The organism is Spiroplasma turonicum (assembly GCF_001262715.1).
Lineage (GTDB): Bacteria > Bacillota_I > Bacilli_A > Mycoplasmatales > Mycoplasmataceae > Spiroplasma_A > Spiroplasma_A turonicum.
Window position 1 is genome coordinate 1,128,816 of record NZ_CP012328.1, and the last position, 15,210, is coordinate 1,144,025.

Annotated in this window: 9 protein-coding genes; 1 reads left to right on the forward strand and 8 read right to left on the reverse strand. The window is 23.6% G+C overall.

The genetic code is table 4. The annotated features are described in order from the left end of the window. Positions 1 to 34 precede the first annotated feature (34 nt). On the forward strand, positions 35 to 886 hold the full coding sequence (locus tag STURON_RS05020) for a bifunctional 5,10-methylenetetrahydrofolate dehydrogenase/5,10-methenyltetrahydrofolate cyclohydrolase (RefSeq protein WP_075048779.1): 852 nt from the start codon (positions 35 to 37) through the stop codon (positions 884 to 886). On the opposite strand, the gene STURON_RS05025 is transcribed toward STURON_RS05020, so the two are convergent. The 8 genes from STURON_RS05025 to STURON_RS05970 form a co-directional block, all read right to left on the reverse strand. Then, positions 887 to 1,531, reverse strand: a complete 645-nt coding sequence (locus STURON_RS05025) for a nitroreductase family protein (protein WP_075048780.1) — start codon at positions 1,529 to 1,531, stop codon at positions 887 to 889. Between the two features lie 5 nt (positions 1,532 to 1,536). After that, the gene (locus STURON_RS05030) at positions 1,537 to 2,133 is read right to left on the reverse strand and encodes a 4Fe-4S single cluster domain-containing protein (RefSeq protein ID WP_236681159.1); all 597 of its coding nucleotides are present in this window, start codon (positions 2,131 to 2,133) and stop codon (positions 1,537 to 1,539) included. Then, on the reverse strand, positions 2,126 to 3,916 hold the full coding sequence (locus tag STURON_RS05035) for an AAA family ATPase (RefSeq protein ID WP_075048782.1): 1,791 nt from the start codon (positions 3,914 to 3,916) through the stop codon (positions 2,126 to 2,128). Before STURON_RS05035 ends, STURON_RS05030 begins: the two co-directional genes overlap by 8 nt. An 8-nt stretch (positions 3,917 to 3,924) precedes the next feature. Beyond that, positions 3,925 to 4,992 (reverse strand): hypothetical protein, encoded by a 1,068-nt coding sequence (locus tag STURON_RS05040; RefSeq protein WP_158500526.1) that lies wholly within the window; start codon positions 4,990 to 4,992, stop codon positions 3,925 to 3,927. A 10-nt stretch (positions 4,993 to 5,002) separates the two neighbouring features. Continuing rightward, positions 5,003 to 7,255 (reverse strand): hypothetical protein, encoded by a 2,253-nt coding sequence (locus STURON_RS05045; RefSeq protein ID WP_075048784.1) that lies wholly within the window; start codon positions 7,253 to 7,255, stop codon positions 5,003 to 5,005. A gap of 1 nt (position 7,256) precedes the next feature. Further along, positions 7,257 to 11,114 (reverse strand): AAA domain-containing protein, encoded by a 3,858-nt coding sequence (locus STURON_RS05050; RefSeq protein ID WP_075048785.1) that lies wholly within the window; start codon positions 11,112 to 11,114, stop codon positions 7,257 to 7,259. A gap of 89 nt (positions 11,115 to 11,203) precedes the next feature. Continuing rightward, the gene (leuS, locus tag STURON_RS05055; RefSeq protein WP_075048786.1) at positions 11,204 to 13,618 is read right to left on the reverse strand and encodes a leucine--tRNA ligase; all 2,415 of its coding nucleotides are present in this window, start codon (positions 13,616 to 13,618) and stop codon (positions 11,204 to 11,206) included. Positions 13,619 to 14,317: 699 nt separating this feature from the next. Continuing rightward, positions 14,318 to 14,440: a hypothetical protein gene (locus tag STURON_RS05970; RefSeq protein ID WP_269078825.1), complete on the reverse strand. Its 123-nt coding sequence runs from the start codon at positions 14,438 to 14,440 to the stop codon at positions 14,318 to 14,320. Positions 14,441 to 15,210: the final 770 nt, after the last annotated feature.

The window sequence follows — 15,210 nt, forward strand, 5'->3', positions numbered from 1 at the left end:
TCACCTTTGTAATCTATAGAAAGGAAATTAATTTATGAGCGCTAAGATTATAAGTGGTAAAATTTTATCTCAAAAATTAAATTCGAATCTTAAAAATAGTATAGCCCAGATTCAGGATTTTAGACCACCAAAGTTAACAATAATACAAGTTGGAGATAATTCAGCTAGCAATAAGTACATTAAAAATAAATTAGCTTCTTGTAAAAAAGTTGGTATTGAAACAGATTTATTAAGATTTGATGAAAATATTACTGAATCACAACTAGAAAAAGAGCTTATTAAATTAAATAATGATAACCTTGTTGATGGTATATTAGTTCAATTACCTTTACCTAAACATATAAATGAAAAAATAATAAAAAACTTAATAAGTGTTAATAAAGACGCTGATGGTTTTAATCCACAAACACTAGGTAACGTTTTGCTTGATGATACAGATATTTATCCAGCCACTCCTTTGGGAATAATCAAATTATTAGAATCTGAAAATATTAATTTATTAGGTGCAAATGTTACTATAATTGGAAGAAGTAATATAGTTGGTAAGCCATTAGCAACTATATTAATAAATAAATCAGCTACAGTAACTATTTGTAATACAAAAACAAAAAATTTAGCCAAAGTTTGTAGACAAGCAGATATCTTAATTAGTGCTGCTGGTACTGCTAAACTTGTGACTAAAAAATTTGTTAATAAAAATATGACAGTAATTGATGTTGGTGCAAATTTTGTTAATGGTATTTATTGTGGAGATGTAGATTTTGAAAAGGTTTCTAAAATCGTAAAATATATTACTCCTGTTCCAGGAGGAGTTGGACCAATGACTATATCTTGTCTCCTAGAAAATGTTTATAAATTGTATATTAAACATTCTTATAATAAATAATTAAATAATTTTAAATAAGTCTTCTAATGGAAGTCTTTTTTTATTTTTAGAGAAGTGTTCATTTTGTTCTTCAATAGCTTTACCCAAAACACAAGCAAGTGCAATTGTTTCTTTTTTCATATCGATTACATTGTATTTTTCCAACACTTCATTTGTAACAGATGTTTTATATCCTTCAATTGGACATGTGTCAATACCTAATTCTTTAGCTACTGGCATTAAACAACCTAAAGTTATATAACATTGTCTTATTGCTCACTCTTCAAAAGAAATGTTACGATCTTTCATTATATAACTCATACCTTTGTTGATACCTTCTATTCTTGATGAATTTTCTTTAGGAACCATTTTTAATATTTGGTTCGGTAAATAAATTTCTTTTAGATAATCTTCTTTATAAACAGTTCAAACTAAAATCCCACTTGAGTTGATAACTGAGTCTTGTTTTCATCAATAAGAATGTAATTCATTAAGAATTTCTTTATTTTTAATATAATAAACTTTATAAGGTTGCATATTGAAGGATGTTGGTGACATTCTAATAGATTCAAATAGAATATCTAGTTCCTTATTTTCAATGTTATATTTGTTATTAAAATTTTTAATTGACCTTCTATTTCTTAAATATTCTAATACTTTGCTCATAATATTTACTTTAGTTTAAAATCAAACTTTCCTTTCTCATCGTCAAATACAGTTCCGTCTCCATTAATAGATACTCTGTTGTTATAAATTTGTATTTCGACTTCACTATAAGGTTTTTCAAAGTAATCAGACTCTTTATACTTGTCACTTAGTTTTATTACTCTTTGATTCTTGCTTCCAATTAGTCTTCTTTTTAAGTCTAGTTGTTTAAATATAAAGGGTCCATCAATTATTATATCAATATTATTAAGTATATTTTTAAACTCTGACAAAAGATTTTCAATTAAATAACCTGTGAAACATATAACAGTCAAACCTAATTCTTGACAACCCTTAGTTAATTCTAATAAACCATCTGGTTGCATAAAAGGTTCACCACCCAATAGTGTTATGCCTTCAATGTTATATTTGTCTTTTGAATAATTAATTCTCTCTAATATCAAACTTACAGGGAGAAACATTTTTTTATCAAAAGATAGTTGCTCTTGATTAGAGCAATTAAAGCACCTTAAATTACATCCCTGGAATCAAATAACAAACCTTTTACCTGGACCTTCAATTTCACTGCACATTAAAAATTTTGAGATGTTTAAATTAGCCAAGTAGATTAAACTCCAATTCATCGTTTTTTATTTGTGTAGTTATTTTTGTTCCTGGTTTTATAAGAGATAGATTTTCAAAAATAAACTGTGATAGTTTATCTACTAGATTAGTTTCTAGTGAGTTTAAAACATCTCTTCCACCTCTTCTGTCATCAGCGCTTTTTAAAAGAATGTTTATTATATTTATATTTGATAAATCAATATGAAATTCTGTTCCATACTTTTCATATAGCGCAATTTGTAAAGGTTTAATTTTTTGTTTAATAATTTTTGCTTTTAGATTAATGTCTTTGATAAAGTTAAATGGAATAATATTATTACCAAACCTTCCCAATAGTTCAGGACGATTAAGTTCATTTGTAAAGTGTTCATGTACTTTTTTTATAAATTGATTGTGTACTTCAGATTCTCCTATATTTGGTTGTACTTCTGATGCACCAATGTTTGATGTAAAGATAATAAACGTTTCACTAAAACTTACAGTTTGACCAGTGTTATCTGTTAATCTACCATCTTCTAGAATTTGAAGAAACTTATCAAATATTTTTGGATTAGCTTTTTCTATTTCGTCAAACAATAATACTGAGAATGGTTTTTCTTTTATAGCATTTGTTAACTGACCACCACCTTCAAAACCAACATACCCTGGAGGTGCACCAATTAATTTTTGATCTGCATTTTCTTGGCCATATTCTGACATGTCAAACCTGATTAAATTTGCCTCATCGTTAAATAAAAAAGTAGTTATTGCTTTTGCTAATTCTGTTTTACCTGTTCCAGTTGGTCCAACAAAAAATAATGTACCTTTTGGTTTACTTCTTTTAGAAGAATATGTTATACCACTTAAACCTGTATAGGCTTTGTAAATTACTTTTGAAACTTTCTCTACTGCTTCATCTTGTCCTATAACTTTGTTTTTAAGATATTCTTTAACTGTAAGCATTTTATCATAACTTAATTCTTCTCAAGGAGAACTTTTTTCACCATAGTTATATATGTTAAAAATCTTATTAAACTCAAGTGTTGTACTAAAGTTACAAGTAAACTTTACAAAATGAGATAACTCTCTTAAAGTTCAACCTTCTGTTGCGTCAACTATATTTTCAAATTCTTGTTTTAAGTCTGTTAGTCGTAATAAACTTTTTACACTTGTTAAAAATTTTTTTCTTTCATCCCTACTTGGTTTAGGTAATGTAATGATTATAATTTCTGGGTTGTCTAAATATAGGCTTGGAGGTAACTGATTTATTTTTTTAGTTAGAAAAACAACACAGCTACTTATATCATCAATTTTTGATAGCTTAAATTCCTTTTCTTTAAGAGATTTATTGAATTCAGTAAGTGCTTTTCTATCATCAATTTCTAATGATTGATCACTAAAGACAAAGTCTGAATAATCTGCAATGAATCCCATTTTTCTATCATCTTCTCTTGACAAATTTTTATATAAGATATTAAAGAAGTCATAAGGTTTTTTAAGTCTAAGTTCATTTTCATTATCACTTGATTCTTCACCAAATAAAGAGTTAAAATCATCAGCATTATTATTACTATCTTCATTTATTAATAAGTTATTTATTTGATTTCCCTTAATACCAATATTTTGATCATAAATAAATTTGTCTTTATAATTTTTTTCGTTAAAAATTGAAAATAATACTTCCTGGATACTTATATATTTATCATCATATTCAATTATGTCTTCTACGTTACCTTCAATGATTATTGCTTTTTTAATACCTATTAAGTTTTTCAATTGTATAATTTGTCTTAAAACACTCATCTGAATACCTAACTACCTTTCTTTTGTTTTTTTATTATTAGTTTAGTTCTCTCTACTTTATCAAAGTCTGGTTTTCGATAAACTTTTTTATATTCTTCACTATGTTTTATATTAAAGCCTCTAAGTTTTTCTAAGAATGCTTTTGCATCTTCATCATGTTCGTGATTTTCAAAGCCTTCTCAATTATAAATAATACTTCCATCAAACTTCACAGCGAAGTCTGCTGATTTACCATCTTCTTTTACAGCATGGATTAATACAATATTTTTTTCTTTTATTTTTCTGATATTATTTTCATCAACAAAATATCCTATACTTTTTATTGCTTCAACGATTTTGTTTATGTTATCACGTCTTATTGTCTCTTTTTCTGCTTTATATAAAAAATCTTTAAAAACTTTTTTTAAGTCTTGGACATTATTTGTTTGTAATTTATTTATTTCCTCTTTTAAAATGTCTAAGGATTCCTTATCATTTTTATATAGATCTATTGCATTTGAAACTAACTCTTTTCTTAATATATCTTCATTAGTTTCAGAAGTATTTAATTCTTGATTTACAAGTTCTATAATTTGTTCATGACTTTTATTTACTAAAATTTCTTTTTTGTTGGCAAAATAATTTTGTATTTTTACTTTTTTATAATCATCATTTTGGGAATTAATAAGAGTGTTTTCTAAATCTTTTAATCCATAGTCTTTATTAATGTTTAAGGATTTAAAAATTAATTCTTGTTCTTTTTGAACAATATCATTTTTTAATGCAAAAGCTTGAAACTTCAATTCTACTAAAAGATCTCTTTTACGCTCTGCTAATTTTTGTATTTCATTATATGTTTCTATTGCAATATGAGTATCCTTTTCCAATTTTCTATTTATTGTACTATTTTTAAAGTCTTCTTTTTCATATATTAGTTTCTTAATTAGTTCATCGATTTTATTTTCATAGAAATCTGAGTTGTTGATTTTTTTACAATTTTCTAATAACTTCTTTACATAATTAATTATTGAATCAATTTCGTTTGAAATAAAACTGAAGTGCTTTTCACAATTCAATAATATTTCTTCTGCAGTCATACTCATATAGTTAATCTCCTAACTTATCTTTTAACTTATTTAAATCTTCAGCGCTATAGTTATTTTTAACACCAAAGATTAATTTCAGCGCTAATTCAATTTTTTCTAAATTATTTGATATAGTGTTTTTTAATTCCATATTGTTAGTTATATTTTTTAAATAAAACATAAATAATTCAATAGGAAGTTTTTTATCATTTGAGTTATGAACTAATAATTTATTTTCAAGCTTTGATACATAATTAATAGCTAGATAAAAAACTTTATAATTAATTTCATTTGTATCCATATTACTAAATATGTTTGATTGGTATTCGTATAAAGTTTGATAAAACTCTTTTAAAACTTTTGAGTAAACTATTAAGTAATCATTATTAGTAGAATAAGTATTTAATAATTTAATAAAATTTGTGATAAATTTATTATAAAGCTCTTCTACAATTATAAAATTTTTTTTATATAAATAATTGTTCATTGTTGCAAGTTCATTTAATAATTTGGTGTGTTCTATATATGAACTTGAATTACTAAACAAACTAGTATCAAATAAGTTTTCACGTTGGTCTTTATAAAAATAATTTAATAATACGTTAATAGAATTTGCAATATTTATTAATCAACCATCAATATACTTTTTCTCTAAATATTTATTTAAACGTAAAATGGTTTGTATTTCTTCACTTCACTTTAGTGCATTAATCAACTTTAGTATTTCAGTTTTACTATTTATATTTAATTTTTCTATTATATTTAATTTGTTATCATCATCATAATCATTTAAAGAATCCATAATAGCTTCGTTGGATACATCTTTAAATAATTTTAGTAATGATTGTAAATTATTATTTTTTAAATATAATTTCAGTTCATTAAAGTAATTGGGTTCATTAATAGTTTCTTTTATATAAATTGTAAAGACATCTTTTATGAGATTAATTTGACCAAACCTTTCAAGTACTTTTAAATATAATTTAACAATAGAAAAGTTTTTTGAAAACAGATTTTTATTTAAAGCTAATTTTATTTCCTTTAAAAACATTTCAAAAATATTTATTACATTTAGTTCTCTTACCTTTGCTAAATACGTTACAGGGAATTTAATATTCATACCATCCAATAAAAAGTTTGATATTAAAAATGATTTTATTTTATTGTCACTACTTATATATGTAAATGTTGTTGAATTTAAAAAATCATTATTTAAATTATTAATATATATTATTATTTTGTTATCAATAAATGATACTTCGTTGCTATTTCTTTTGGAATTGTAAAAAATAACAAACTCAATGTTTCTAGTTAATTCCTTATTTTTAAAAAAGTCAGCTTGTGAATAAATGTGTTGATCATTTATTAATAGTAAATTTCAGTTTGAGTTAATATTAATGTTTGATATTAAATCAACTTCATAAAAGAAATTTTCACTACTAGGTAAATTATTTTCAACTGAAAAAATATTTTCTAAACTGGATTTATATTGTTTTAAAATATCTTTTACAAATTCTTTTTTTAGTTCTTGATTTTTTTCGATATATAGTTGTAAAGAATCATTTTCTATTAAAAGTTTATAATCTCCATCATTATTTATCTCTAAACATGTTTCAATTGCAATCTGATCTTTTTTTATCAACTTATTTAAAAGATTGAAATCTTTTATTTCTTGCTGTTCTGAAGTAACAATATCTAATATTTTTGGTTTTAACCCGATTATATCTGAGTTATTATTAAAAAATTGAAGTGTTTTTTCTATCATTAAATTTTTATTAAAATATTCTTTATTTAAAAAAGTATTTTTTATTTTATAACTTAGTTTAGCTTTAGGAATTTTTTTTAATCAATCAATGTCTTTAATTGCTTTACTATCATTTTGAATAGGATCATAAAAATATTTAATATCATAGAACTTATTATTATTTGAAATAATAAAATCATCATTATTAAATGTTTTTTTTACTTCCTCTTTTATAACAAAACTACCAATTGGTATATTAGTATTTGTTTCACCAATAGTTAATGTTAATTCCTTAAACTGTATTATTTGAAAGTTTATTAAATCTCTTAATGCTTTTTCAAACAAAACTTGATTTTTAATTTCAAACTCATTTTCTAAAATATTTTTTAAAGTTTCAGATGTATTTTTATAATCTAAAATAATTGACAAAACTAAAAATTCTATAAATGTTGGCTTTCTGCTTTCAGAGAACTTTATTTTTATAGGTAAAAAATATTTTTCATATAAAATTTCAATTTTGTCAAATAACATACTAATCTCCTAAAACATCATTTGTTTTTAAATAACAAGACTTTATATCTAACATATTAATTATATCCATATAAACTTCTTTACTATCATAAATATCAGGGTCATTTATTTTTGGTATCTTAACCATAACATCTCTTACAACTCTTTCTGCCCCAACGATTATTAATAATTCTCTTGCTCTAGAAAAAGCAACATTAATTCTTTCATACTTTTTTAAAAACTCTCTTCCATTATTTAATGAAAGTTTCTCTGGATTTCTTACAAGGTTTACAATTACATAATCAGCTTCTTTACCTTGAAAATCATCAACTGTATTAATTGTTAACTCAAAATTTTTAAAGCTTTTTGTTTTAATTAATCTTTTTAGCTTATTAACTTGTAAAGCATAGAAACTAATTATAGCAACTTTTGGTTTTTTAAGTTTGTTTTGTTTATTTAAACTTTCTTCTAATCTATTTAGAACTTCTTTAGTTAGTTGAATTTCTAATTCATTAAATAAACTTGTTGAGTATTCTTCAGACTGTTCAAAAAATATATTATTGTTTTGATCATTAGTTGAATCTATTCAATAAACAGAGTTATTCGGATTTATAATAGTTTCATTATTTTTATTATAAATAATTAAATCATGTTTTTTTAATTCACTCACATCTTCATCAACTATTAATGAGTTTTCATAAAAATTATTAACAACATCCATAATTTGTCTTGTACTTCTGTACTGTTTTTTAAGCATAGTTGTTATTGAATTGTTTTTTGCAGAGATTAATTTTTTAAAAATCGATTCATTTAGTAACTCACTCATATCATAATAACTATAATCTTTATTAAAATAATTATTAACTTCATCAACATCACTAGATTGTAGTTTTAATAATGGAGGTAGTTGTCTATAATCTCCAACCAATATAAGAGTTTTACCATATATTAATGGCATTAATATTTCTAGTAGTGTTGCTTTCGATGCTTCATCTATAATAACAAAATCAACATCTAATGTTTTTAAGTTTATTTCTTCTAACCCTATTTTTTTTGCTACTAAATCTTTCTTATATCTAAATATATTTGCAGATGTTAATGTCATGGCATAAATATTTACTAAAGTATTTAAAATAGTTTGTGTATACTTTTTTCCTTCAGCAAACATTTGTTGTGTAAAGTTTAAAGTTGGTAAGTCATAAGAAAAATCATCATCAATTAAATAATTTGTTTTTAGATATTTTACAATACTTTTATATAAGTTAGAATTATTTTCGCTTCTTGTAATTTTATCTTTTATTTTTTGTTGAACTTTATTTAGTTCAGATTCTATATTACTTTCTAAATCTACATCAGTTAATACCAAGTTTGTATCATATTTTTCATTAAAAAATTTAATTGTATCTCTTAAATACTTTGTATTTGAATTTAAACTATCATTTATTTTATTAAGTGTTACTAACAATTTATTTCTATCAACTTCTAATTTATTTTTTTCAACTTGTATTTCCTTATTTACAGTTGAACTCTTTAAATTGTTTAAAAGATTTTCTTTTTCTATTTTTAAACTTTCAATTATTAAAGTATATAAATCTAATAACGTTTTAAGTTTTTGATCACTCTGTATAATTTGATAAAGTCCATTTAATCTACTTTCTTCTTGTATAGCCAGTTCTAAATCATAACTTCTTTTATAACTTTCAATAAGTGCTTTTGATTCTTGAATGCTACTAAATATGTCGTTGTTTAAAACAACTTCATGATTTGTCATAGATAATATTTTATAAAAGTTATTCATATTATCAAAGTCTATATTTATAGAAGTATGTAAAATAATAAAATTTGTAATTTCTTTTTTCAAACTTTTATTAAAAAATTCAATTAAATATTCTGAAAAGTTAACTACTGCATCAAATGAATAGTTTTCTAACGAGTCTATAATTATGTCAATGTTTAAAATATCTTCTTTTATATTTCTTAAATCACTTTTGTTTGTAATATAAGTAGAACTAATTTCTTGAAGTTTTTTATCAATATTATTAATTTCATTTTTTATATTTCTTATATCATTATTATCTTTGTGAAATCTTTTTTCTGTTAACAAAAGCTTTTCTAACTTTATTTTTAATTCAGTAAACTCATTTAGAGTTTCTTCATTCTGATTTGTTTCATCAAAAATTTTTTTTGCAATAGATCTGTAATAATTATAAACAACTCTTTCTGGTGAAAAGTTATTTGCAGCACTTGACTTAATATTTAATTGGTTAATAAGTCTAACTTTATTGATGTTAGGGTCAATAGGTAATCTATCAACTACATTTTTTATAGCTTCATGGTTTTGACTAGATAATAATATTTTTTTATTATTTTTTGCAAGTTGATAAACTATTTCACTAATAACTTGTGTTTTACCGGTTCCTGGCGGTCCTTGAAGTATAAATACATCTTTACAAGCAAGCGCTTTACTAACAGCCTCTTTTTGCTCATCATTTAATGCAAAATAAAAATCTTTATCATTAATAATTAAATCATCATTGGTTTCAGATAACTCAATTAGCTTTGTATTAAATAAATAATTAATTAAATACGGATTTTTAGTATTACCTTCTGAAATTCTTTTTAAAACTTGTCTTGATCTTTCTATCAAGACATCATCTCCTACACCCAAATAAGAAATATAACCTGAGTTTAAATAATCTATATTATTTCTTATATTAAAATACTCTAAATCAGTATCATATGGAACTTCAAAATTTATACAATGAACTTTTCAATCTGTTAATTCTTTTTGATACTTTTCAGAATAATTTTCAAGTACTTTTATACTTCCAAATACTATACTTTTTTTTGCTTTTCAATATGATTCTAATGAAACATATTCTTCACTAACTCCAAGCATTAATTGTAAAGGTATTATTTTTTGTTGGTCACTGTTTTCGATCAGTTCAAAGTCAAAAAGTAGTTCAATATTTTCGTAAATAATATGAATGTTTTGAATGTTATTGTTAAAAGATAGAGGTAAAACATACAAATCTTGAACTTTTTTTATTTTTTTTAATACGTTATAATCTTTTACTAAAATATCAAAACTAACTACCTTAACAAGGTCATAGTTAACATTTAAATTTTCTACTAAACTTAGTGCTTCTAATTTACAATATATGAAGCTTTTGGATTGAATTGTATTTAATTTATAGTTATTTAGCACGCTTTGAAAGTTGCTTTTATCTATTTTTATAACCTCAATTGTATCAGCACCTAGATATGGTAGCGAGTTTTTTCTTTGCAATTTTAATAAATCTTCGCAGAAATTAAGATACTCTAACCATTTAGTTTTTTCCTCTTCAAATTTTGAAACTAATTTACCTACTTGTAGAATTGTTGATGAGTTTAAGATATTTCTTCTTAAAATTTCATCAGTGCTTATTTGATTTTTATGCTTTAATACTATTAACTTTGTTTCACCAATTTTAGTTTCAAAATCTTGAGCAATGGGTTTTAATCTTGTGATAAATATAGATGAAATTGTAAGGCTAGCATCAAGTGGATCTATGTTGACAAAAAAACCTAAATAATTTCCCTTTTCAAATAAAGACTGATTATAACTATCAAATTCAATTCTTATTATACCGTCATAAGTTTTCTTATTACTATTAGATAAAGATCTTGCTTTATCATCAATCATACAAATAAATGATTGTTTAACAATAGATGATTTTAATAATTTAATAAAATCATTATAATTCTTAATTCCGCTAATTTCTAAATGCTCGATGATGCTGTCTAAACCAGCAATGTTATCTTTAAATTTAACATTTTGCATAAATGAAAAATCTAAAACTAATTCTTTATTTTCTGTATTTTCAATGAAACTAGACATATTTTCACCCATCTTGCAATAATAATCTAATTATAACAAATTATAATAAAAGGGATAAATATAGAAAAAACCCATAATAAATTACGGGCTTATTTAACTACAAAATTTACTATTTTATCTTGTACTGCAATTTCTTTAATAATATTTTTTCCTTGAAGTTGTTTTTCAATAGTTTTTTTTGCTAAACTTATTAGAACTTCTTTTTCAGTTCCTATTTTAACTTCAACAGTGGATTTAAGTTTACCATTTATTTGAATAGCAACAACCGCTTTATTAATAACTAATTTGTTTTCGTCAAAAATTGGTCAAGATTGTGCATATATACTTGGTTTATTTCCTATTTTTTCTCAAAGTTCTTCAGCTATATGAGGGCAAAAAGCAGAAAACATTACAAGAAATTTTTCAATATAGTTTTTATAAATAGGTGTTTTTTCTTTGTAAACAGCATTTACAAATACCATTAATTGAGAAATCGCTGTATTAAACTTACAATCTTCTAACATATTGGTTACTTTTTTCACAACATCGTTATATATGAAATCTAAATTACCATTATTTGAACTTGTTAGTTCAAAAGTTTCAATCATTCTATAAACTCTATCTATTCATTTTCTTGAACCATCAAGACCTTTGTAACTTCAAGGAAGAGAAGCCTCTAATGGTCCCATAAATAATTCATAAAGTCTTAATGTATCAGCACCGTGTGATTCAATAATTTCATCAGGATTTATTACGTTACCTTTTGATTTACTCATTTTTTCACCGTTATCAGCTAATATCATACCTTGATTTATTAATCTTTGAAAAGGTTCTGCAACTGGAACTATACCAATATCAAATAATACTTGATGTCAAAATCTTGCATATAATAAGTGCAATACCGCATGTTCTTGACCTCCGATATATAAATCAACAGGTAATCATTTTTTAAATAACTCCATTGCTTCTTCTGATTTGATATCTATTAAGTTATTTGGAGATTTTGTTAAAATATAAGCAAGATAGTATCAACAAGAACCTGCTCATTGGGGCATTGTATTTGTTTCTCTTCTAACTTTTTTTCCTTTATAAGTTGTATTAACTCAATCACTAATATTTGCAAGTGGTGATTCTCCAGTATTTGATGGTTTAATATAATCTGTTTTAGGAAGTTCTAGTGGTAAGTCCTCTTCGTCTATTAATGCAATGTTATTATCTTCAGTGAATAGTATTGGGAAGGGTTCACCATAAAATCTTTGTCTTGAAAATAATCAATCTCTTAGTTTGTAATTAGTTTTTTTATAACCTTTATTTAGGTTTTCTAACTCTTTTAATATGATATTAAAAGCTTCTTTTTTATTACTAACATTATTTAATAGAGGTGAATTTATATAAGAGCTCTCTCCGACAAATGCCTTAGACATATCATCTGTTTTTAATACAAATTTAATTTTTAAACCTAAACTATTTGCAAATTTTCAATCTCTTGTATCATGAGCAGGCACTGCCATAACTGCACCAGTTGCATAGTCATTTAATACATAATCTGCAATATAAATTGGTGTTTTTTCATTTGTTATAGGGTTTATTGCATAAGTACCTAAAAAAACACCTGTTTTATCTTTTGAATCATCTTGTCTTTCAACATCAGTTTTTTTTGCAGATTCAGATATATAATTTAATACTTCCTTTTTTTGTTCCTCAGATACTAACTTTAAAACTAAATCGTTCTCTGGGGCTAAAACAATATAAGTAACTCCATAAATTGTGTCAGGTCTAGTTGTAAAGACAGGTATACTAATATTATTTTTTTCATTGACAAAATCTATTACAATTCCTTCAGATTTACCTATCCAGTTTTTTTGTAACTCTTTTACAGACTTTGGTCAATCAAGGTCCTCAAGACCTTCTAATAATCTATCTGCGTAATGAGTTATTTTTAAAACTCATTGTTTCATTGGTTTTTTAACTACTTCAAATCCACCAATATCAGAAACCATTTTACCATTTATATTTAAAACCTCTTCATTTGCAAGAACTGTTCCTAAACCTTCACATCAATTGACATTTGCTTCTCTGATTTCAGCTAACCCTTTTTTATAAAGTTGTTGGAATATAAATTGCGTAATTTTATAATAATTAGGATTACTAGTATTAACTTCTTTTTCATAATCATAACTAAAACCAAGTTTTTTTAATTGTTCTCTAAATATTATGATGTTTTTATCTGTAAATTCTCTTGGATCATTACCAGTTTTAAGAGCATACTGTTCAGCTGGTAAACCAAACGCATCTCATCCTATTGGATGTAATACATCATAACCTTGTGATCTTCTCATTCTTGAAAAAACATCTGTTGCAGTATATCCTTTTGGATGTCCTACGTGTAATCCAGCTCCACTTGGATATGGAAACATGTCAAGAATATAAGCTTTTTTTTCTTTACCTTCAGTAGTTTTATAAGTTTTATTTTCTTCTCAAAATTTTTGTCATTTTTTTTCTATCGATTTATGTGAATATTCCATTATTACCTCTTAAATGTCTATTTACAAATATTATACTATATTGACATAATTGTTTTTGTCAAACAATTTTTCATAAATAAAAAAATATGAATAATAAGCTAAAATGTCCCTGCTAATTATTAAGTAATTATATCCTTATTTATAATAAATTTATATCACTTAGATTTCTAAATTTATATTCGATAAATATACTAGATAAACTTTTTTTAACAACAATAATGCGATTAATTTGGTTTTTACATTCAAAATTATACTTCTAATATTATTTAATATAATTAATTTAATAAAATTTTTAAAGTATGGGTAAATTAAAAGAGTTATTGATAAAAATAATGAAAAATAATATAAAAGCGCTAATTATCTAATATATTTAATATTTATTAACAGAATTGAGTAAAGTTAAAAAAACTAGATATAGTTTTAAGTAATATTTGCTATCCAAGTAAAAGCTTTAAAGATACTGATAATTGATTGATTCTATAGTTTAAACTCAAGAATATAAAAAAAAATTAGTATTTAAAAAATAATATTCTGATTTATATAATTTATAATTGTCGCAACAATATTAATAAACAATTTGTGAAAGTTAAGTTTATCTTGATTCTTATCTAAAATAATTAAACAAAGATTGCAAATTTTTATAATAGTTTTACCAACGCTATCTACTAACTAAAACTTCAGGAGATCTTATTAAAAATTTTAAACTTCATTATTTACTATAATATCAGTAGCAATTTCTTTACTTATATAAGTCATGTGATATTTAAAAGCTGTCTTTATTTTTTGCTTCTGCTCATTTTTCTTTAATTGTAACTTCTCCATTCAGTAGTTTTTTTTATAATCTTTTTAAAACTCTTGTATTAAAAAAGTTTCAGTAAAAATTCTTATAATTTAAAATTTGCTATCTTCTAAAAAGATTTTGCTAAATTAGGGCATTGTAAAGAATCTAACTAATTTTATAACATTTGTTTAATAATATAATAAATAAAATTACAAACTCTTCAAACGTTTTAGATACATCTTAATATAAAGTTTTTAATGTTAATGATGTCTCTTCTTTGCTTCTCCAATCCAACTAGTTATTTTTAGCCGTTATTTTTAAAAAAGTACTTTTTTAATTTATAAATGATAAACGTAATTGTAAACTCTTCAACATGAAATTTACCACACTCACTTGAGTCAGGTGTGAAATAAACTTTCATCTTTTTTATTTTCTTATTTTTCCTTTTTTATACTTTATTAATCCAATATCTGATAATCAATAAAATAAAAAAAGATGAGAATAATATATTGTAGTTTAAAAATTTTTAAGAAAAGAGACCATTCAATTATATTTAGAAAACCATAAATGTCAAGTAAATATTTTTTTATGCATAAAGTCTTCCAATATCATGAAAAAAAACCACAATAGATTTATATTAATGATTGGTTGACCTACTAATTATATAAGGTTTAATTGAATATTAATTATTATGGTATAACTATTTTCTAAAATAATCTGCAAGATTATATAAAATCAATTATGTAATGTATTTTAAATTTTTAAAAGAAAATATCTATATCTATATTTTTCCATATAAAATTTACAAATA